Here is a 20,859-nt window from a genome sequence, read left to right as displayed (position 1 = left end):
TCTGCTGCGCGCTCGAAATCGGCACTACCGCAACATCTGCGAGGATGAAGAACGCGACGACGACCACGACGGGATCCCCGACGTCTACCAAAAGAAAGACTGATCAGTACGGCGCGTTGCGTGGGGGGCGTCGGCCGTCAGCCTCTCGTTCCTATTGAACTCAGGATTGAGTCAGTCTGCGCTAAATCCAATTAGCGCAGCTTGCGTATGCATTACCTGCGGAAACGGCAGAATCGACACTGATGTCAGGCGCGGGCTACGAGGATGAGGTGTCACGTGACGCTTACCCGAGGTTCAGGCGTTGTTCTGCCACGTGAGCGCACCGTCGAGGCGCAGCCGTGTTGGGTGGGCAACGCCTTCGCTGAGATGTATCCGGATCCGGTCGCGCTAACGGGCGCCGCGGCCACGGTGCTGGCCAATTTTCGCCCATGCGGCACAGACTGATCGGGATGGACGCCTACCCCGCGTTCCATCATGAGTCCAGCGATCCGGAGCCGGCGTCTTGACAGCAGCCGCCGCTCTTGACACTCCAATCCCAGGTTCACCCCTGTGCGGCAACGATCCAACGTGTCCACCGTGCTGCGCGGCTACGCCTGCGCTTCATCGAGCTCGTCAGCACTCGCTGGGCAGGCATCAGGCTTCCTTGCCGAGAGCATCGTCGTTCGCTAGGTTCACGGAAAGGGTCGCCACAGACCGTGCGCTAGTTTGCGGGGAGAAATCATCATGGCCGACCACGACGTCCGATTCAGTACCGGCGGGGTGCGCGTGGCCGGGATCGACTTTGAGTTCGACGTCAAGATCGATGGAAGAACCCTCGGTACCCTTTACGATTCAGAGGGAAACTTGCAGTGGCGACCAAAACACGGGCACAAGAAGTCGGCTTCGATCCCGATCACGTGGAAGGAATTCGCGGAATGGGCCGAGTCGTAGCGCGCAAAAGTACTCCGATGATCGACGGCGCGGCTCGCGGACGAGTTCAGTTGTGCCTGCTCCAGCCGTGGCGGCAGGCCGTGGAATGCTGCTTTCCCGGCGATGACGACCCAAGCCTCGACGATCTCGTCTGGCGGATCCCACAAGCATATGTAGCTGGCGACATCGTGGTGTACGTGGTCGACGCCCCCAGCCCGGCGATCATCAAAGTCGAAACCCTTTCCGCCGGGTACGAGGACGGTGGCCTCAACGCTCCGCCTGAGGTGGAGTGGGGTCCCTTTGCCGGGGGACTGTCGCTGCGTGCGATCGAGAAGCGGCTAGGGGACACCCTGCCGGAGGCGCCGGCAACGATCACCGACGACGACCTGTGCCGACGTTTGCTTACCGCGATCGATGCCGAAGAATCTCACCCCACGCACTGGCGCGAAGTCGACAACTCCTTGTGCACATTGCTTCAGGCCGATAGCCCGCAACCTGCGCCAGTTGGTCCAGCCGAATGTGTCGGCTGCGGCCGTAGCTTTACCTGCGACCTGCCTGCCGAGTCCCACCGCCAGGGCGCCGGGGACGAGGACACAGCCTTCGCCGAGAGCTCCACACTTGCTGTGTGCCCGAACTGTCACGACCGGCTGCACCAGCCACTGCCCGACAGCCTCGCAGATCTCATCTACGCGCGGCGGCCACTGTGCCCGGCATGCTCGGCCGAGCGGACTCTCGAAGTGATCTGGGGCATGCCTGCTGGCAGGTCATCGAAGATGAGCACGGTCTTTTCGTGGGCCAGCCGCCTCATGTTGGTGATGTCGGCGCGGGCGATGTCGTACGTGTGTCCGCCGTCGATGAAGATCAGATCGAACCTCTGGTCAGGCTCCGAGTCGCCGAACTGCGGAACTGTCTCCAGCGAGTCACCGGCGATCAGCGTGTGTCGTCCGGGAAACTCCTCGTCGATGTGCTTCTTGGCCGCCGAAACGTACTGGTGTTCCGCCAGATCGAAGGACGTGACCCGAGCCCCGGGGTTCGCATCGAGGAACGCATGACTGGAAAACCCGGCGTTGAACCCGATCTCGGCGATCTGACGAACCTCAACCCCCGCTGCGGCGGCCCTGAGGAACGCAAGCTGTTCGTCGTTGGCAGATCCTTCGACAAACCACCCTTGCTCGCGTGCGTCAGCGACGATCTCTTCCAAGCGATCAAAACCCATGTACCACTTCTCCGATCGTCGCCGGGCGCGTCGTTTCCTCGAGCACTCGATCCTAGTAGTTGATCTACAACCGACCCTTGAGGATCAGGTTCCAATACGTCCTGGGCAGCCCGTAGCGGTCGAATGCCCACGCAGAACGACGTGGCTTGAGCGGGTCGAGGAATGACGGCAGCGACGACGTCACCGTCCCGTCCCGATCGAACTCGGCGGCGATGAGAGTGTGGGCCTCGATGACGATCGGGGCCACCGTGTAGCCGTCATATTCCTGCAGCGCCTCACCGGAGCGCGCCGCGAGCAGATTGTCGACGAGGATCGAGATCTGGCGTCGCAGACCACCGCCGGACGGGTCGGTGTCGATGGCGGCGCCGTCGCCTGCGGCCCAGGCGTCCGGATGCGCGCGGTGCCGAAAGGTACGCGAGTCGATGTCGACAAGACCGTGGGGAGCACTGCCGGTCAGCTTCGACTCCTCGAGCCATCGGGGGCCGCGGAACGGGGGTACGAGGTGCAGCATGTCGTACGGCAGCACCTCGGCTGTCCCGGGCTCGTCGGTGACGGTGATCTCTTGCGTACCCGGGCTCAGGGCGGTCACGGCGGTACCGAGCCGGACGTGGACCCCGAGGTCGTCGAGATGGCCGAGGAGTCGCCGATCGAGCCCGTCGACCCCGAGAAGGCTCGGCCGGTCGACCACCAGAGTGATGTCGATGCCGGACAGCCGACCGGTACTTTGCCAGTGCGCGGCCGCCAGGAACAGCGGCTTGATCGTCGTCCCGGTGCAACTCACCGGCTGCCGCGGAACGGTGAAGATGGCGCGGCCACCGACCGGCAGTGCCTGCACCAGCTGCCACGTCTGCTCGGCCCGGTCGACGTAGTTGCTCGCGACGGCAGGGGTGTCGAGAGCAGCCCCGATCCCGGGCAGTGCCGCGGTGTCGGGTACCAGCCCGGGACCGAGTATCAGGTCGTCGTAGCGGTACCGGCGGCCGGAAGCGCAGTGGACGACTCGCTCGGCGGCATCGACCCGGACAGCGGAGTCCTGGATCCACGTGCAGCCCTTCGGGGTCACCGAACGTTGGGTGCGTTCGGCGCTGCGCAAGCTCGCCTGCCCGCCACCGACGTACGACAGCAGTGGACGGTAGGTGTGCACCTGTTGGGGTTCGATGACCGCGACATCGCCGACGCCCTTGCGGCGCAGTCGGCCTGCCGCACTGATGCCGGCGTTGCCGCCACCGATGATCAAGACATCGAAATGTGCGTCGCGCCCGGTGTCAGCGGATCCTGCGGAGCCTTCAGAGGTCATCTCGGGGAACTACCCCGATCCGGACCCCACCAACCCGATGACCCCGGGGCGCGCTAGAGCAGGGCGTCGAGTTCGGCGTTGATCTCGTCCGGGGTCACGGTCGGCTCGTAGCGTTTGATGACAGCTCCGTCGCGGCCGACGAGGAACTTGGTGAAGTTCCACTTGACGTCGTCGGTGCCGATCGCGTCGGGGCTCGTCCTCTTCACGTGGTCGTAGAGGAAGCCGGACTCCGGGCCGAAATCGCCCGGTGCCTCGGAGCGGAGGTAGGTGTACAGCGGGTCGGCGTTGTCACCGTTGACATCGATCTTGCCGAAGATCGGGAACGTGACGTTGAAGTTGGTGTCGCAGAAGTCGGCGATCTCCTCGGCGGTCCCGGGCTCTTGACCCCCGAACTGGTTACACGGGAATCCGAGGATGTGGAATCCGCTGTCCTTCTTGTCCCGGTACAGCTGTTCGAGGCCCTCGTACTGCGGTGTCAGGCCGCACTTGCTTGCGACATTGACGACCAGCAAGACCTGTCCCGCGTAGTCCTTGAGAGGTTGGGTTCCGCCGTCAGGCGTTGTTGCGTCGAAATCGTGTGCGCTCATGGGATTGTTCCTATTAGATGCGAGATGTCGCGAGCGTTCTCCATCGGCGATCAACCCTCGGCGCCGATGGCGGTGCGAGGCACGAAGATCACCAACGGGTCACCGGGTGCGATGAGGATGCAGGCGTCGTCGCTGAGGGTGAGAACAACCGCACGGGTCGACTCCGGCGCGGACTCGAGCTGGCGGGATATGTCTGCCGCCAGCGCCGCGGGCACCGTGAACCGACCATCGCTGAGATGGATCGCGGCGACCCCCTTGGCGGCCAGGGCAGCGTCTCGGTACGGCATCGGGTGCATCTCCTCGCTGGTTCTGGGCCCCAGCGTAGGAGATGGTCGGGTCGTTGGCAGCACACGGGTGATCTGCGCTTTTGTCGGTGGGGAGGCATATTTCGGCGTAGCTTTCTCGAGGCCGAATTGCCGGCGGGTGACATCGGTCACGTTTGGCTTCATCCGAGTTTCTGTCGATCGTGCCGAGGGGTGAATGCCTCACTCACCGGTGGTCAATTGTTCGGGCACCGGTCGCTCCATTCCGCTCAACTCATCACCAGCGCTTCCTGGACGGCGGCATGAAATGCTTTGCCGGGGTCACCGAAAACCTCGGTCTCGGGAAAGTACATCGCTGCCAGACCGCTCAGCAGTGACCCGCAGGCGCCGGGGCGGACCGCAACGGCGAACCACATCCCCATCGATACGTTGCTGATGACCCGTGTCCAATCCGACTGCTCCTCAATCGCATTGGCAACTCGCAGCATGAGCTTCGGATCGCCTACGCCCGACGTCGGTGGGGAAGGCTCGGTCCGGCGCGGCGAGCGTGTGGCTCCGGTATCGGTGTCGCGCGTGCCTCTCCTGTCGGAATGGGCTTGGGAATGGATCTCGACTGCATCTGCGACAGTCAATGGCCGGTTGTTACGGGTGTGCATCATGGCTCTCCTCGGCGGGGGATTGCTGGCCAATTGGCCAACAACTCGACGTTCGCACGAGTTGAGGGTTTTGTTGCAGGTCAGTCGACTTTTTGTTGGACAGTTGATACACGTAAATGCAGAATTAATTTCCGGGGGAACATTTGGTCGGCAAAGTATCAACGAAGACAAACCTGAAGTTTTGATCCTTCGGCGTCCGGGGTGAAGATCAGTCAGCCGACAGCGACGCCTCCTCGGGCGTCGCCAGCGTCAGCACCGCCTCGGTCACCCTCGGATCGGTCTCGATCTCGGACTCGAGACGGCGCAGCGTTCTGGCCAGGTCGTTCTCACTGGTGTTGCCGATGAAGTCGATGGCGGCCACGAGGTAGAGCGTTCCCGGCCCGGTGAACTCGGCATGCAGGTACGTCACGCGGTCGACGTCGGGATGCCCCAGCAACATCCGCAACAGAAGTGTGCGGGTCTTGCCGTCAACGGCCTGGCCGAGGAGGAATCTCCGGTTCTGATTGATCAAGACCACCGCGACGACCCCGAGCAGGATGCCGACCAGGATGGAGCCCACCGAATCGAAGGTCGGGGAACCGGTGACCTGGTGCAGGAGAATGCCGACGAAGGCGATGGCGAGCCCGATGAGAGCGGCAGCATCCTCGGCGAACACGGCCCGCAGGGTGGGGTCAGAAGTTCGGAAGACCTGGCTCAGCAACCCGACCCGGCGCTGAACCGCACCCTTTTTGGCCTGCTGATACGACCGCAGAAACGAAACCCCCTCGAGCAGCGCCGCAATCCCCAGCACCACATAGGCCACCAGATAGTCGGTGGCGGGCTCCGGAGAGATCAGCTCGGAGATACCGTGCTGAATCGACACCGCCGCACCGACGGCGAAGAGCCCGAACCCGGCGAACATCGACCAGATGTAGGCCTCTTTGCCGTACCCCTGGGGGGGCCGGGTGTCGCGAACGCGATGCGAGCGCCGTTCGGCAATCAGCAGCAGGATCTCGTTGCCCGTGTCGGCCCATGAGTGCGCGGCCTCGGCCACCAGAGAACGGATCCGGTCAGCATCGCGGCACCCGTCTTGGCGATGGCGATGACGAGGTTCGCGACGAACGCGATGGCCACCGTCAGGAAGCTGTCGCCGCCGGCTTGGGGGATGTCGGGTTCGTCAGTTGCCATGTGACTCACCGGGCCAGTATGCGCCCCAGATGAAATCGGATCAGATCAGACCTTCGCGCATCGCGTAGGCCACGGCGTGGGTTCGGTTGCGCAGGTGCAGCCGGGTGGTGACATCGTGCAGGACACTCTTCACCGTGCGTTCGGAGTAGCAGAGTTCATCGGCGATCGCGGCAGTGTCGAAACCTTCGGACACCAGTCGCAACACCTCGATCTCCCGCTCGGACAAGGGCGCGCCACCCGGCCTGCGAGGAAAACCGCCGCGGCGCTGCCGATACCCGGCCGCCTCGATGAGGGTGCCGACCAGATCGGCGGGCACCGCACCACCTCCGGCCGCAACCTGTTTGATCTGCGCGACGAGATTTTCGCGGGTTGCGTCGGTGCGACGGATCAGTCCGCTGACACCGGCCTCGGCCGCCGCCACCACCGTGGTCTCGTCGAGCGACCCGAGCACGAGCATCGTCCGCGGGACGCCGCCGCGCTGGATCGCCCTGAGGTTGCGGTGCACCGCGTCATCGAGGGTGTCGGCGATCACCACCGCCACCTCGGCGCTGTCGACGCCGCACCCGGCGACGAGCCGGACCTCCGCACACATGCGAAGCGTGCTCGTCACGCCTGCTTGGAGGATCGGATCGTTCGCGTAGACGTAGGTGCTGACTCGGCTGCCACCGTGATTGCGCATGTGTCGATGGTCGACGACCCAGAGCCCCGTGCCGCGAGTAGCGGACTACCTGAATTCTGAGTCGAGACACGAAGGTTGCTCGGCGCCTCCTCAGGTCAATGTGCGAAGTGTTGCTTCTGAGGAAGATGGCCGTCGGACTTGATGAGCCGCAGGTCTTTCATGACCTCGACGAGATGCTGGTGCAGGACACGGGCCATGTCGCGGGAGAATCCCTCGCGGACAACAACTCGTAGGACCGCGAGGTCGGAGACGTTGTCAGGCATCGTGTACGCCGGAACCTGCCACCCGTAGGAACGCAGACCGTGCGAGACGTCGAATGCGGTGAACTCGCAGTCACTGTGGAGCTTGAAGGTGACCACTGGTATCGCCGAACCGTCTGTGACGATCTCGATCTCGTCCTCTTCTTCGATCTGCCCGGCGAACCACTGGGCGGTATCGGACAGGGACTTCATGATGTCGGTGTAGCCCTGGCGGCCCAGACGCAGGAAGTTGTAATACTGCCCGATCACCTGGTTGCCCGGTCGAGAGAAGTTGAGGGTGAAGGTCGGCATGTCGCCGCCGAGGTAGTTGACGCGGAAGACGAGGTCTTCGGGCAGCCACGTCTTGTCGCGCCAGACCACGAACCCGACGCCCGGGTAGGTCAGGCCGTACTTGTGACCACTGACGTTGATGGACACCACCCGCGGGATCCGGAAGTCCCACTCGAGGTCGGGGTGCAGGAAGGGGAGGACGAAGCCGCCGCTGGCCGCGTCGACGTGGATGGGCACGTCCAGGCCGCCGTCAGCCGCGAGCTTGTCGAGGGCCTCGGCGATCTCCTTGACCGGTTCGAGCTCACCGGTGTAGGTGGTACCGGCGATGACGACCACCCCGATCGTGTTCTCGTCGACCGCGTCGAGAACCTGTTCCGGGGTGATGACGTAGCGGCCTTCCTCCATCGGGAGGTACCGCGGTTCGACCTCGAAGTAGCGGCAGAACTTCTCCCACACCACCTGCACATTGCTGCCCAAGATCAGGTTGGGCGTGCCGGTCGATGGTCGAGCTCCGCCTTCGGCTTCGTCTCCGCCGTTCTTCTTCGCCTTCCACAGCCACTTGAGGGCCAGGCCGCCGAGCATGACTGCCTCGGAGGAACCGATCGTCGACGTGCCGGTCGCACTGGACGCCACGGTGGGGTCGAGGTTGGGCGCATTGAAGAGGTCCGCGACCATCGCGACGCAGCGTTCTTCGATGGCGGCGGTCAGCGGGTATTCGTCCTTGTCGATCATGTTCTTGTCGAACGTCTCGGCCATCAACTTCTCGGCCTGGGGGTCCATCCAGGTCGTGACGAAGGTGGCGAGGTTCAGACGCGAGTTCCCGTCGAGCATCAACTCGTCGTGGATGAAGCGGTAGGCCACCTCGGGATCCATGGAGTCGTCCGGAATTTGAAGGGCGGGAATGCCGGAGACCGCGAATCGGCCGGTGTAGGCGGGGGTGATCATTCCCCGGTCGACGTCTGACATATGAACTCCATCGCTGCTTGTTTAACGGGGATTGCCGAGGCCCGAGCGCTTAGATGGTACCGCCGAAGTGGTCACGCGCACTGTGGTTCTCCAACTGCGTGGCCATGTCCAGCTGCGAAAATGCTTCTCATGCCTAAGGTATGAGGGTGAATCGGCAATCGTCACCTAAGATGCGCAGAGTCTCTCGGGCGGTCACCGTGGGCTACGCGGCCGGCAGCGTCGGGACGGGTGGGTTCGGGGTGCTGCCCGGACTGGTGCTGGGGTACTACTTGACCGACACCCTCGGGGTCGCGGCGATTGTCGCGTCCGCAGTGGTGGTCCTGCCGAAGATCATGGACGTGGTGCTGGACCCCTGGATCGGCGCGTTCAGTGACCGCATGGCGGCGCGGCGCGGCACCAGGGCACGGCTGATGCTGCTCGGTGCGGTGAGTCTGCCCGCGGTGTTCGTCCTGACGTTCGCGGCTCCACCGGTGATCGGTGCCGCCGCCGGCGCCGTGTGGGTGCTCGTCTTCTTCCTACTGTCGGCGGTTGCGTACAGCCTCTTCCAGGTTCCGTACATCGCGTTGCCTGCCGAGCTGACGGCGGACTACGACGAACGCACTCGACTGATCTCGATACGAATCGCGGTGCTGGCGTTGACGATCCTGGTGGTCGGCGCCGGTGTTCCGGCCATCCGGGACGCGTTCGGCGGGGATGCCGCGGGCTATGTCGTGATGGCCATCGTGGTGGCAGCCGTCATCTGTGCCGGCATGCTGGCGGCAACGCTGCTCGCCGCGCGTCGCGCGCTGCCGTTCGCCCCCGGTCGCGAGCTCGGCAGCGGTGCCGCAGTGGCGTACCGTGACGGGCTCGATGCGCTGCGGACCGTACGACGATTCCGGATCCTCGTGATGGTGTTCGTGATTCAGGCACTGGCCAGTGCGGTGATGCTCGCCGGTGCGCAGTACGTCGCGACGTACGTGCTCGACGACGAGGGTGCGCTGACGGTGTTGTTCGCGGCGCTCGTCGCACCCGCGCTGCTGGTCATGCCCCTGTGGTACCGCTTCGCCACCCGGCGGGGCAAGGTGCGTGGGCTGGTCGCGGCGTCGTCGGTTTTCGTATGTGCCACCACTGCTCTTGTGGTCGCGACCTGGCTGCCCGGCTGGTGGATCTATCTGGCTGTCGGGGTGGCGGGCGTCGGATATGCGGGCATGCAAGCCTTTCCGCTCGCAATGTTGCCGGACGTGATCGACTTCGATGCCCGCCGCGAGGGTCGGGAGCGGGGCGGAGCGCTCGCCGGGGTGTGGACGGCCGCCGAGACGGCGGGCCTGGCGCTGGGTCCGGCCGTGTTCCTGCTCGCGCTCGCGATCGGTGGATTCGTCTCGTCGTCCGGGGATGAGGTGGTGGCCCAGCCGGATTCCGCTGTCACGGCGATCGCGCTGGCGTTCTCTGCTGTGCCCGCAGTTCTCGTCGCGAGCAGTATCTGGCTGCTTCGCGGTTACCGTGAGAACGACAGCGACAGTCACATCGAGGGAGAGGTCATCGATGCCTGAACGAGACAGGGTGCCTGCACTCGGCGGAGGGCAGATCGCGTCCCGTGGGGCGCTGGTGCTCGAGACCCTGCGTCAACTCCGAGAGCAGGACGCGCCCACCCACGGTGGCCGGGTCCTGTCGTACGTCTACGACAGTGGGCTGGCAGAACTCGATCGGATCGCCGGCGAGGCGGCTCGGCTCGTGCAGTCCGTGAACGGCCTGGACCCCACGGTCTTCCCGTCGGTCGCCGTCATGGAGCGTGAGCTGGTGGCATTCGGGCGCAACGTCTTTCACGGTGACACCTCGGTGGTCGGCAACGTCACAACCGGCGGTACGGAGAGCTGCCTGCTGGCGGTGAAGGCGGCGCGCGATCTGGTGGCGGCCCCGCGTGGAACCGGTTCGCTGGTGATCCCGACCACCGCGCACGCGGCCTTCGTCAAGGCGGCTGCGCTGCTGGGCCTCGAGCTCATCCGGGTTCCGGTGGACCCGGCCACCGGCGTCGTCGATGCCGATCGGATCGGTGCGTCGATCCGCCCCGACACCGTGCTCGTGGTGGTGTCGGCGCCGAACTACCCGACGGGTTCGATCGATCCGGTTGCCGAGGTCGCCGCGGTGACCGGCGCGCGTGGGGTGGCCCTCCATGTGGACGCATGCCTCGGGGGCTTTGCGCTGCCCTGGTGGGGCACTGCTGAGAAGCCTTTGCCGCCCTGGGATTTCCGGGTCGAAGGGGTCACCAGTCTGTCGGCGGATCTACACAAGTACGGGTACGCACCGAAAGGGGCGTCGCTGCTCCTGCATCGGGACCGGGATCGGCATCGCGCCCAGTACTTCGGATCACCGATTGGCCGGGCTATCCCGTGGTGAATCCGACATTGCTGGGGTCGAAGTCGGCGGCGGGTCTCGCGAGCGCGTGGGCCGTCGCCACGACACTCGGACCGCAGGGCTATGCCGGTCTGGTCGCGGGTGTCCGGGATTCGACCGATGCGCTGATCGAGGCCGCTCGCGCTATCGGTGGCCAGCGGGTAGTGGGAGAGCCGGTGGGGCCGGTCTTCGCGGTCGCTGCCGATGCCGACGCCGACGACGTGGTCGACCCACATCGGTGGGCGAGTGCCGTGCGGGACCGCGGTTTCACCCTGCAGATGCAACCGTCGCTGACGCAGCCCGACGGGACGGTGCTGGCGTCGACGACGCATGTCACCGTCACCGGGGTCACCGCATCGATCCTCGATGAATTGATCGGCGCGTTCGGGAGTGCCGCCGACATAGTCCGCGGAGAGCCGCCGGCTGCGCCGCCGCCGGCCCTCGCCGAGCTGGCCGCCGCTTTCGACCGGGGCGAGGTAGCGCTCACCGATGTCCTCGGGCTGCCGAGTGAGTCCGCCGGTGCCGCGCTGGTGGCGGCGGGCCTCGACCCACGCGGGGAAGGCGACCTCGACATGGCGACAGTGCTCGCGGCCGTCGAAGCGCTGCCTCGGCCGGTCACTGCGAAGTTGCTGGTCGAGTTCCTTGCGGGGCTGATTGCCCCGGATTGACGAACGGAAGACAACTGCTCTACCGCCGCCGGCTCGCCGGTAGCGTGTGAGACCTAGCTGCCGACGACGAGGAGTGGTGACCATGGGACCCGGATACGGCAACGATCCGAACAACCCTGATCAGCCGTATTACGGTGGCCAGCAACCGCCGCAGCAGCCCTACTACGGCGATCAGCAACCGTATTACGGCAATCAGCCGCCGGACCAGGGTGGTTACGGCCCCAGCGGTACCAGTCAGATGCCCGCCGGTGGCCAGCCCGACTACGGGCAACCCGACTATGGACAACCCCAGTACAACCAACCTGGATATGGGCAGCCCGACTACAGCCAGCAGGCGTATGGCCAGCAACCCTACGGCGAGCAGCCGTACGGGAACTCACCGTATGGCGGGCAGCCGCCCTACGGTGGCCCGCCCTACGACGGCGGCTACGGGCAGCCCCCGCAGGGCCCGAACGGCGGTGGCAGCAAGAAAACCCTGCTGATCATCTTCGCCGTCGTGATCGCTCTGCTCGTGGTGGCCGGCGGTGCCACCGCCGCCCTCGTCCTCAGCAGTGACGGTGACGACGACACGCCGACCGCCAACTCGACCACATCGAGCGCCACGACGACCACGGGCAGCACCAGCACCGAGGACACCACCACCACGGAGACCACGACGACATCCGGGAGTTCCGGTGGCACAGTCGTTTACGAGGTGACCGGCAACGCCTCGATGATTCTCTACAGTGATGCCGGCGGCGAGCAGAAAACAGAGACATCACCGAGTACGCCGTGGACAAAGTCGTTCGACAATCTGGAGCCGCCGTTCCAGCTCAGTGCCTTCACCGCAAACGGCGAGGACGTGTCCTGCAGCATCAAGGTGAACGGCAAGACCGTGGCGAGTGACAAATCGGCACTCGCGATCTGCGTGGACATCGGGGCGTAGGCAGGCCGATCTGACCATGTCCGAACAAGACTCACGTAAGGAACGGGCGACGTCGTTCGGTGCGCAGGCGTCGGCGTACAGCGCCGGACGACCCGGCTATCCTTCGCGGGCCGTGGCGCGCCTTCTCGCACCCGACGTGATGGTGGTCGCCGACGTCGGTGCGGGGACAGGCAAATTGACGGCGTCACTGCTCCAACCGGGGCGCACGATCTATGCCGTCGAACCCGACTCCGCGATGCTGGACACCCTCAGCGCCCAGCTGCCATCCGTCCACGGATTGATCGGCACGGCCGAACAGATCCCACTCGCGGACAACGTCTGTGATGCCCTCACCTTCGGCCAGTCGTGGCACTGGGTCGACCCGCTCGTCGCCGTCGCCGAGGCGGCCCGGGTGCTCCGCCCCGGGGGCACGCTCGGCCTGATCTGGAACATCCGGGACGAGACCGTTCCGTGGGTCGCCCAGCTGACCGAGATCATCGCTGCGAGCGAGGCGGAGGTGTTCGTCGCACAGGGGGGACCGACATTGGGCCCGCCGTTCGGTGTACCTCGCCAAGAGACGTTCGACTGGGATCGCAGGCTCGACATCGAACAACTCCTCGCGATGGTGAACTCGCGGAGTCAGATCATCACGGCCACCGAGTCCGAGCGCGCGGACATCCTCGAACGCGTTCGCCAACTCGGCGCCGAGGTCGCCGATTCCGACGGAACGATCGTCTTGCCGTATCGGACACACGTGTTCCGGGCGACTCTCGACCAGACGGGGTAACCCAAACTTCCCCGAGCCAAACCTTTCCGCGCAGCGAGATTCAAAACCGGCAAATCTGGCCGAAAACAACCGCAGGTCGTGACGAAAAGGCACTCGGTCGTGTTCTATTGACTGGGTGCATACGCTCATCCGCAGGGATACGTGGCTCCGTTTCACGCTGCTGCCCGCCATCCTCCTGCTCATCGCGGCCATGGTTGCCGGATGCTTCGACCCGCTCAGCCGAGCCGGATCACGCGATCCCGATCCGAACCACATCGTCGTGGGCTCCGGCGGCGTGCTGGAAAGTCAGATCATCGGCCAGATCTACATCGACGCTCTTGAGGCGAACGGCTTCACCGTCGAGAACCAGCTGAACTCGGGAACACGTGAGCGTTACCTGCCCGCGCTGCGTTCGGGCGACATCGACCTCGTCCCCGACTACATCGGCAACCTGATGCAGTACCTCGCATCGACTGCCCCGGGTCTCACCGAGGACCAGGTCGCCGAGTATTCGGCACTCACCTCGCTGGAAGACATCGAACAGAAACTTCCGACGGTCGAGGGCGACGATCTGCTGACCTACACTCCTGCGCCCGGTTCCAACTCGGATTCGGTGACCGTGACGCAGAAGTCCGCGGACAAGTGGAACTTGAAGTCGATCGAGGATCTGGCCCGGCTATCGCAAACGGAGAAGGTCAGTTTCATGGCCAACAGCGAGTTCGCGACGCGTGAGGTCGGCGTACCGGGACTCGAACGCAACTACGGTCTCAAGGTCGATTTCCGGCCCAACAACGACAGCGGCGGTCAGGCCACGATCAATGAGCTCACCAGCGGGCGGGTCACGGCAGCGGACATCTACACCACGACCCCGGCGATCACCACCGATGACCTGGTGGTCCTCGAGGACCCCAAGCACAACTTCCCGGCCAACAACATCGTGCCCGTCCTCGCGAAGACCAAGGACTCCCCGAAGCTCCGGGCGGTACTCGACGCGGTGTCGTCGAAGCTGACGGTCGAGGAGCTGCGCAACCTGAACGAGTTGGTGTCGGGCAAGGAGAAGCTCGAGGTCGAGGACGCGGCGAAGCGCTGGGTCGAAGCACAAAATCTGAACAAAGCTCTCGGGTCGTGAACAGCACCTCGACAACGGTCTTGGCAACGGCTCACCGGAAGGAACAAACCCCATGATCACTTTTGAATCGGTGACCAAGACCTACCCCGACGGCACCACAGCCGTCGACGATCTGACCCTCGACATCGAGGAGGGCAGCTTCACCGCCTTCGTCGGCCCGTCGGGCTGCGGAAAGACGACATCGATGCGGATGATCAACCGCATGATCGAGCCGACGTCGGGCACGATCAAGGTCGACGGCAAGGACGTCGGGTCGGCCAATGCCGTCTCCCTGCGACGGGGCATCGGCTACGTGATCCAGAGCGCCGGCCTCATGCCACACCAGCGGGTGGTGGATAATGTTGCGACAGTGCCTGTGCTGCAAGGCGAATCGCGCAAAGCTGCGCGGCATGCTGCGCTGGAGTTGCTCGAGCGCGTCGGGCTGGACCGAGCTGTCGCGACCCGATATCCGGGTCAGCTCTCGGGCGGGCAGCAGCAGCGCGTCGGCGTGGCCAGGGCGCTTGCCGCCGACCCCGCGATCCTGCTGATGGACGAGCCGTTCAGTGCCGTCGACCCCGTTGTGCGGGAAGACCTGCAGAACGAGATGTTGCGACTGCAGGGCGAACTGCGCAAGACCATCGTCTTCGTCACCCACGACATCGACGAGGCCGTCAAACTCGCCGACCGCATCGCGATCTTCGGTGTCGGCGGCAAGCTGCGCCAGTTCGACACCCCGGCCAGATTGCTCGCGGCCCCCGCGGACGAGTTCGTGTCGTCGTTCGTCGGCCGCGACCGCGGTTACCGCCTGTTGCAGTTCAATTCGGGTGCCGGGGTGCAGATCGAGCCACTCACCCCCATCACGGAGGCCGACATCGACGGGCAGGTCCTCGGCGTCGACGAGTGGCGCCTGGTGACCATCGACGGCAACCCGTTCGGATGGGTCGACGCCGCCGGGGTGAAGGTGCACTCCGGTGGGGGCTCGCTGTACGAGAGCTGCTCTGCCGGTGGATCTCTGTTCACCGAGGGCGGCACGCTGCGCCAGGCACTCGATTCCGCGTTGTCGTCGCCGTCGGGCATCGGTGTCGTCGTCGACGGGAAGGGCACGATCAGCGGTGGGGTCCGGGCCGCGGATGTGCTCGCCGCGCTCGAGCAGCAGCGGAAGTCGGCCTCATGAACTACCTGCTCAACCATTTCCCCAAGGTCTGGGAGCTCACGCTCGAGCACATCAAGCTGTCGATGGTGCCGCTGCTGGTGTCGCTGATCATCGCAATTCCATTGGGGCTCCTGGTGTATCGCTCGCGGCCCGCCCGCAGGCTCACGATCGTCATCGGCTCGATCATCTTCACGATCCCATCGATCGCCCTGTTCATCGTCCTTCCGTCGGTGATCAACACGCGCATCCTCTCGGACGTCAACGTGATGGTCGCGCTGGCGTTGTACTCCACCGCACTGCTCGTACGGTCGGTCCCCGAAGCGCTGGACGCGGTGCCGCCGATGGCGGTGGACGCCGCGACCGCAATCGGTTACAGGCCGTGGCAGCGAGTGTTGAAAATCGAATTGCCCCTGGCGATTCCGGTGTTGATCGCCACCATTCGCGTGGTTGCGGTCACCAACATCTCGATGGTGTCGGTGGGTGCGGTGATCGGGTTCGGTGGCCTCGGCCGGCTGTTCACCGAGGGCTACAGCCGCAACTACACCAATGAGATCGTCGCGGGCATCATCGCCGTGGTGGTGCTGGCGCTGGTCATCGACTTGCTGCTCGTGGTGCTCGGTCGGCTGCTCACGCCGTGGGCGCGGGTCGGCAAGGCTCCGAGTCGTCTGTCGCGAGCCCGGTTGAATCTGAGCAAAGAGGCGGCGCCGGCATGAGCAACATCTTCAGTGACACGGTCAGCTATCTCACCACCGCCAGCAACTGGACCGGAACCGAGGACACCGACGGTCTGCTCATCGAGATCGCCCAGCACCTCGAATACACCTTCTACGCGGTGGGCCTGGCCGCCCTGATCGCCGTGCCGATCGGCCTGTTCGTCGGCCACACCGGCAAGGGTGAGGTGATCGTCGTCGGGCTTGTCAACATGCTGCGGTCGCTGCCGACCCTGGGCCTGCTGCTGCTCTTCACGCTGTGGATGGGTCTGGGGTTGACCCCGACCATCATCGCGCTGATCCTGCTCGGCGTGCCGCCGTTGCTCGCCGGTACCTATGCGGGGGTGGCGAACGTCGACAAATCGGTGGTCGACGCGTCCCGGGCGATGGGTTTCAACGGTCTGCAGGTGCTGCTGAAGGTCGAGTTGCCCAATGCGCTCCCGCTGATCCTCGGTGGGTTGCGCAACTCGACGCTGCAGGTCGTCGCGACCGCTGCGATCGCCGCGTACGTGGGACTCGGCGGTCTGGGTCGGCCGATCTTCGACGGACTCGCCACGTACGACTACCCGCCGATGATCGCCGGTTCGATCCTGGTGACGCTGCTGGCCCTGATTCTCGACAGCATCATCGCCGGGGTGGCCTGGGCATCGGCACCGGGTAAGGGCCGGATGCACCGGGCCCCGGATCTGGCGAACGTGTAGCCGATATCGCCGGTTGGTTCGGTAACAGGTGGCTCAGTCGCCTACCTTGAAGAGGTGAGTTCTCCAGACTTGTCCCAAGAGCCCGTCGCGCCCCAGCCCGGTGCGTCCGAGAGCGGTGGCATCAAGACGGTGATGACCTGGCGTGGCATCGGTGAAGAACGCCTCGAGCAGGTGCGAGTCACCGTCACCGGCAAACGGATCAAGGCCTACGGCCGGATCATCGGTGCCGCGACCGACAAACATGAGGCGTTCAGCGCCTCGTACGACCTGATCACGAACGATGCCGGAGCCACGAAGCGGCTGTCTCTGCATCTCGTGCGCGCCGGTGGGGACACCCAGATCTCCATCACCCGTGACGGGCAGGACGCGTGGCTGGTGCAGAGCGCCCGCGGCATGGAACGCAGCGATTTCGGTGGCGCCCAAGACGTCGACCTCGCGTTGAGCCCCTTCTTCAACACCCTGCCGATTCGCCGCCTGGGGCTCGGCAAGCCGGACTCAGGCCCCGCCGAGGTCCCGGTCGCCTACCTCTACCTGCCCTCGGGCGAGGTGACTCCGGCCACGTTGAGTTACACGCCGGCCGCGGCGGGAATCGACATCGTCTCGCCGGTGGCGCAGACGACGATCACCGTCGACGAGAACGGTTTCGTCGTCAACTACCCGGGGCTCGCCGAACGGGTGTGAGCCCGCTCGATCTCGGCGAGTTCACCCCGCCCAGACCGCGCCTTGCCGAGCGGCGTTGCGGAATGCGGCTTCCCAGCCGTCGGAACCCAGCTCGACAGTGATCGCCGGATCGTCGGTGGCAGCGTGGATCTGTTCGTAATGCTTACGGGCACGGAAACCGTCGGCGACCAGAGTCTCCACCGTGCCGTGGTCGCGCAGCTGATCGCGGGCAAAGGTCAGCCGGTCGATGGTCTCGCTCAGCGCGGCGAGCAACGCGGTGGAGTTCGCCTCGAGCATCGCCTGCTGCAGGTGCGGAGCGGTTCCGGCCACCCGGGTGCCGTCACGGAACGAACCTGCCGCCAGTCGCAGTGCGAGTTCGCCCTCGCCGGCTCCCACCACCGCCGTCACCGACGCGGTGAGGTGGGGCAGATGAGAGATACCTGCGACGGCGCGGTCGTGCTCGTCTGATGCGGCCGGGATCACCCGGGCGCCGGTGTCGATCGCGAGTTGCGCGACGGACCGCCACACCTGCGGATCTGCCCCGTCGTCGGTCGCGACCACCCAGACCGCGCCGGTGAACAGATTCGGATCGGTGGCCTGCCATCCGGACTCTGCGCTGCCCGCCATGGGGTGCCCGCCGACGAAGTTCCGGCTCAGCCCGCGCGCGTGCACCTGGTCAGCGACCTGCTGCTTCACGCTCACCACGTCGGTGAGAGGACACTGCGGCGCGTACGTGACGACCTCGGCGAGTATGGTGTCGATCGTCGGCGCGGGGGTGGCGAGCACGATCAGTGCCGACTCCTCGGCAGCGCGGGTGAGCGTAGCGACCAGATCTGCGGAGGCGTCATACCCATCCGCGTTCGCGGCGGTCACGGTCTCCTCGGAGCGGTTGTAGCCGAAGACTCGGCGTCCGCTGTCGTGCAACGTACGCATCAGCGAGCCCCCGATGAGCCCGAGACCGAGTACGCAGACGGGTGGTTGCGGTGATGAGTGGGTCACGAGGTCCAGATTCGCACATCGGCCGGAGTCGGGGCTCGACAGTACAGCGGGAGTTGGGTTTACCTTCGCTGACCGCTACCGTTACCCGCTATGGCCGGTGCGAGCGCGGATGAGGTAGAGGGTTTCGCCATTGCGGTTGTCCGGGAGGACGGCAAATGGACCCTCACCACCATGGACACCAGCGCGCTGAGCGAACTCGGCGAGGCCGAGAACCTGCTCCGGGGGCTGCGTAGTGCGGGTGCCGTCTTCGGTCTGCTCGACGTCGACGACGAGTTCTTCATCGTCGTCAGGCCTTCACCTTCCGGCACCAAACTCTTGATCTCCGATGCCACTGCCGCCATCGACTACGACATCGCCGCGGATGTCCTGGAATCGCTCAATGTCGACATCCCCGACATCGACCCCGACGAACTCGACGATGTCGAACCGTGGGCCGAAGGCGATTTCGGCGTGCTTTCTGATCTGGGATTGCAAGAAGCGGTGATGAGCGTGATCGTCGGCGACACCGATCTCTACGCGGACGAACAGATCGGAATGATCGCAGCCCGCTTGGGATTTGCCGATGAGCTGTCGAAAACCCTCGAAAAGCTCAATCACTGAGTTGTAGATCGACCGTGTCGGATGAGGAACTGATCGAGGCGGCGTTGGAAGCAGCGCGAGGCGCCGATCCGAGGGATGTTCCGGTGGGTGCGGTGATCGTCGACGCCGACGGTAGTGTCATCGCAACTGCGGCGAATGCCCGGGAAGCGACGTCCGACCCGACGGCCCACGCCGAGGTGCTGGCGATCCGTGCCGCGGTCGCCGTGGTGGGCGACAGTTGGCGGCTCAGCGGCTGCACCATTGCAGTGACCCTGGAGCCGTGCACGATGTGTGCGGGCGCCATCACCCTCGCCCGGCTGGATCGGCTCGTGTTCGGCGCCTGGGAACCCAAGACAGGTGCGGTGGGGTCGCTGTGGGACGTCGTGCGGGATCGTCGGAACGTCCATCGTCCGCAGGTGCGGGGTGGAGTCCTGGAAGAGCGCTGCGGTGAGGTGTTGCGGGAGTTCTTCGCCCATCACCGATGACCGCCCGGGTTACCCATCCTCCTGGCGTCGTAAACACTTCAGCCGGCATTGTCACAATCGCCATGTCGAGTGAGTAGAAGTTGGTGGCAGCGACACGCACCTTGTGGCACGTTGGAGGGTAGTGCTCGGGGTAGACGGAGCCTATCGGCCCGGCGTGCGCCTCGCGCGCTGAAAAAGTAGCCGAGTGATCTACCGACTAACGGAGGTTATGCCATGGGTCTCGCAGACGACGCAAAGAACAAGGCCGAAGAGCTCAAGGGCCGCGGAAAAGAAGCCGCGGGCAGTGCCACCGACAACAAGGACCTCAAGGCCGAGGGCCAGGGCGACCAGGCCAGCGCCAACGTCAAGCAGAAGGTCACCGACGCTGCCGACGCCGTCAAGAACAAGACGAACGACGTCAAGGACAAGCTCACCGGCCACTGACACTTTCGCCGGAACTGACCAAAAACCGGTGCTGACCAGCTGATTGCTGACTCAGCCCGGTGCTGCGGTACAGTTTTCGGCGGTGGCGTGTCCGAGCGGCCGAAGGTGCAGCACTCGAAATGCTGTGTACGGTGACCCCGTACCGAGGGTTCAAATCCCTCCGCCACCGCCATAGAACAGCCCCTCACCTGACGCAGGTGAGGGGCTGTTTTTGTTTTTCTCGACAAACCCACCCGTTCCAGGCAAACCCACGAGCTTCACGGTAGTTGTCAACCTGTCTAAGACAGGGCTGGTTCTTTTCGTGGTTTGGCCGGTTTGATGTTGATGCCGGCGATTGTGGGTGGTGCTTGTCGTTGTGGTGGCTTCCTGAACCTTTCGGGGTGCTTGTTGTAGTTGTCGAGGCGGTGTTGGTGTCGTTGGTCGGCGACATCGTCTGCGGTGCCGGTGTGCACTTGCTCGGGGGTGTAGTGGTTGAGCCCGCTGTGGCGGTGCTCGGTGGCGTAGTTGTGCAGGAACTGTGCGGTCCAGGCGCGGGCGTGCTCGATGCTGTCGAACTTCTCAGGGCAGGACAGGTCGTATTTGATGGTCTTGAACAACGATTCGGAGAACGGGTTGTCGTTGCTGACCCGGGGCGGCGAACGTGAGTTGATCACCCCTCGTTTTTTGAGGGCCGTGATCAGCTTGTGCGAACGCATGACCGCCCCGTTGTCGGAGTGCAGCACCGTCGGCGGACCGTGCTCGGTGATAGCGGTGGTGAACATGTCAATCGCGTCGGGTTTGTTCTCGGTGTATTCGATGCGCCAGCACACCGGGTAGCGAGAGAACACATCGATCGCGAGGTAGAGCTTGTAGCGGTCGTCGTTGGTCGGGCCGTGCAGGTCGGTGATGTCCCACGACCACAGCTGACCTGGTCCGGTGGCATGAATGACCGGTCTGGAGCGCGTGTTGGTACCTGGGCTGCTGTGATGGCCGCGGCGGCGGTCGCCGACAAGTCCGTGGCGTTCGGCGATTCGGTAGACCGTGCGCGGTGAACAACCGATCTCCTGATTGTCGAGTCCACGCCAAT

Annotated in this window: 21 protein-coding genes, 1 tRNA gene and 2 pseudogenes; 14 read left to right on the top strand and 10 right to left on the bottom strand. The window is 64.8% G+C overall.

The features are described from left to right. Positions 1-723 precede the first annotated feature (723 nt). Positions 724-930: a hypothetical protein gene (locus tag BFL43_RS01865; RefSeq protein ID WP_084890241.1), complete on the top strand. Its 207-nt coding sequence runs from the start codon at positions 724-726 to the stop codon at positions 928-930. Between the two features lie 664 nt (positions 931-1,594). On the opposite strand, the gene BFL43_RS01855 is transcribed toward BFL43_RS01865, so the two are convergent. From BFL43_RS01855 to BFL43_RS01820, 8 genes and pseudogenes are all read right to left on the bottom strand, one after another. Next, positions 1,595-2,125, bottom strand: coding sequence for a class I SAM-dependent methyltransferase (locus BFL43_RS01855; protein WP_084890238.1), 531 nt, complete (start codon positions 2,123-2,125; stop codon positions 1,595-1,597). 64 nt (positions 2,126-2,189) lie between these two features. Then, positions 2,190-3,419: an FAD/NAD(P)-binding oxidoreductase gene (locus BFL43_RS01850; RefSeq protein WP_084890236.1), complete on the bottom strand. Its 1,230-nt coding sequence runs from the start codon at positions 3,417-3,419 to the stop codon at positions 2,190-2,192. A 53-nt stretch (positions 3,420-3,472) separates the two neighbouring features. Then, complete coding sequence (locus BFL43_RS01845) at positions 3,473-4,006, bottom strand: glutathione peroxidase (protein ID WP_084890233.1); 534 nt, start codon at positions 4,004-4,006, stop codon at positions 3,473-3,475. Between the two features lie 50 nt (positions 4,007-4,056). Further along, positions 4,057-4,293 carry a hypothetical protein gene (locus tag BFL43_RS28335; RefSeq protein ID WP_143695024.1) on the bottom strand — a complete coding sequence of 79 codons (237 nt, stop codon included), beginning with the start codon at positions 4,291-4,293 and terminating at the stop codon, positions 4,057-4,059. Positions 4,294-4,538: 245 nt separating this feature from the next. Beyond that, positions 4,539-4,928 (bottom strand): hypothetical protein, encoded by a 390-nt coding sequence (locus BFL43_RS28330; RefSeq protein ID WP_143695023.1) that lies wholly within the window; start codon positions 4,926-4,928, stop codon positions 4,539-4,541. A gap of 205 nt (positions 4,929-5,133) precedes the next feature. Next, a pseudogene (locus BFL43_RS01830) lies at positions 5,134-6,092 on the bottom strand (cation diffusion facilitator family transporter). Between the two features lie 40 nt (positions 6,093-6,132). Continuing rightward, the gene (locus tag BFL43_RS01825; protein WP_084890225.1) at positions 6,133-6,771 is read right to left on the bottom strand and encodes a response regulator transcription factor; all 639 of its coding nucleotides are present in this window, start codon (positions 6,769-6,771) and stop codon (positions 6,133-6,135) included. A 95-nt stretch (positions 6,772-6,866) separates the two neighbouring features. After that, on the bottom strand, positions 6,867-8,267 hold the full coding sequence (locus BFL43_RS01820) for a glutamate decarboxylase (RefSeq protein WP_084890222.1): 1,401 nt from the start codon (positions 8,265-8,267) through the stop codon (positions 6,867-6,869). A gap of 170 nt (positions 8,268-8,437) precedes the next feature. On the opposite strand from BFL43_RS01820, the gene BFL43_RS01815 reads away from it, so the two are divergent. The 9 genes and pseudogenes from BFL43_RS01815 to BFL43_RS01775 all read left to right on the top strand — a co-directional run bounded on the left by BFL43_RS01815 (position 8,438) and on the right by BFL43_RS01775 (position 17,328). Then, positions 8,438-9,796 carry an MFS transporter gene (locus BFL43_RS01815; protein ID WP_143695022.1) on the top strand — a complete coding sequence of 453 codons (1,359 nt, stop codon included), beginning with the start codon at positions 8,438-8,440 and terminating at the stop codon, positions 9,794-9,796. Next, positions 9,789-11,305, top strand: a pseudogene (locus BFL43_RS01810) (aminotransferase class V-fold PLP-dependent enzyme). Before BFL43_RS01815 ends, BFL43_RS01810 begins: the two are co-directional and overlap by 8 nt. Positions 11,306-11,381: 76 nt before the next feature. Beyond that, on the top strand, positions 11,382-12,230 hold the full coding sequence (locus tag BFL43_RS01805) for a hypothetical protein (RefSeq protein ID WP_143695021.1): 849 nt from the start codon (positions 11,382-11,384) through the stop codon (positions 12,228-12,230). Between the two features lie 16 nt (positions 12,231-12,246). After that, positions 12,247-12,996, top strand: coding sequence for a class I SAM-dependent methyltransferase (locus tag BFL43_RS01800; protein WP_084890215.1), 750 nt, complete (start codon positions 12,247-12,249; stop codon positions 12,994-12,996). A gap of 115 nt (positions 12,997-13,111) precedes the next feature. Beyond that, complete coding sequence (locus BFL43_RS01795) at positions 13,112-14,104, top strand: ABC transporter substrate-binding protein (protein ID WP_084890213.1); 993 nt, start codon at positions 13,112-13,114, stop codon at positions 14,102-14,104. Between the two features lie 52 nt (positions 14,105-14,156). Then, positions 14,157-15,257: an ABC transporter ATP-binding protein gene (locus tag BFL43_RS01790; protein WP_084890210.1), complete on the top strand. Its 1,101-nt coding sequence runs from the start codon at positions 14,157-14,159 to the stop codon at positions 15,255-15,257. Continuing rightward, entirely contained in the window at positions 15,254-15,949 is a 696-nt protein-coding gene (locus BFL43_RS01785) for an ABC transporter permease (RefSeq protein WP_084890208.1), read from the top strand. The genes BFL43_RS01790 and BFL43_RS01785 overlap by 4 nt, the downstream gene beginning before the upstream one ends. Then, a complete protein-coding gene (locus BFL43_RS01780) occupies positions 15,946-16,647 on the top strand; it encodes an ABC transporter permease (RefSeq protein ID WP_084890206.1) in 702 nt (233 codons plus the stop codon). Before BFL43_RS01785 ends, BFL43_RS01780 begins: the two co-directional genes overlap by 4 nt. Before the next feature lie 69 nt (positions 16,648-16,716). Next, complete coding sequence (locus BFL43_RS01775; RefSeq protein ID WP_240497996.1) at positions 16,717-17,328, top strand: putative glycolipid-binding domain-containing protein; 612 nt, start codon at positions 16,717-16,719, stop codon at positions 17,326-17,328. A gap of 21 nt (positions 17,329-17,349) precedes the next feature. Here the strand turns inward: BFL43_RS01775 and BFL43_RS01770 are convergent, their stop codons facing one another. Then, positions 17,350-18,306: a prephenate dehydrogenase gene (locus tag BFL43_RS01770; protein WP_084890205.1), complete on the bottom strand. Its 957-nt coding sequence runs from the start codon at positions 18,304-18,306 to the stop codon at positions 17,350-17,352. A 90-nt stretch (positions 18,307-18,396) separates the two neighbouring features. Between BFL43_RS01770 and BFL43_RS01765 the strand changes: the two genes are divergently transcribed. The 4 genes from BFL43_RS01765 to BFL43_RS01750 all read left to right on the top strand — a co-directional run bounded on the left by BFL43_RS01765 (position 18,397) and on the right by BFL43_RS01750 (position 19,965). After that, positions 18,397-18,906 (top strand): tRNA adenosine deaminase-associated protein, encoded by a 510-nt coding sequence (locus BFL43_RS01765; protein ID WP_084890203.1) that lies wholly within the window; start codon positions 18,397-18,399, stop codon positions 18,904-18,906. 14 nt (positions 18,907-18,920) lie between these two features. After that, positions 18,921-19,370, top strand: a complete 450-nt coding sequence (locus tag BFL43_RS01760; RefSeq protein WP_084890200.1) for a nucleoside deaminase — start codon at positions 18,921-18,923, stop codon at positions 19,368-19,370. Between the two features lie 213 nt (positions 19,371-19,583). Then, positions 19,584-19,793: a CsbD family protein gene (locus BFL43_RS01755; protein WP_084890198.1), complete on the top strand. Its 210-nt coding sequence runs from the start codon at positions 19,584-19,586 to the stop codon at positions 19,791-19,793. A gap of 81 nt (positions 19,794-19,874) precedes the next feature. Continuing rightward, a tRNA-Ser gene (locus BFL43_RS01750) sits at positions 19,875-19,965 on the top strand. A gap of 106 nt (positions 19,966-20,071) precedes the next feature. Here the strand turns inward: BFL43_RS01750 and BFL43_RS01745 are convergent. Beyond that, positions 20,072-20,859: DDE-type integrase/transposase/recombinase (locus BFL43_RS01745; RefSeq protein ID WP_084890195.1), on the bottom strand; the 788-nt coding region annotated here is incomplete at its 5' end.

Origin of the sequence: Williamsia sp. 1135, from assembly GCF_002095395.1 — a bacterium.
Classification (GTDB): domain Bacteria; phylum Actinomycetota; class Actinomycetes; order Mycobacteriales; family Mycobacteriaceae; genus Williamsia.
Note: the sequence above shows the minus strand (reverse complement) of the source record. Positions and strands in the feature narration are given on the sequence as shown.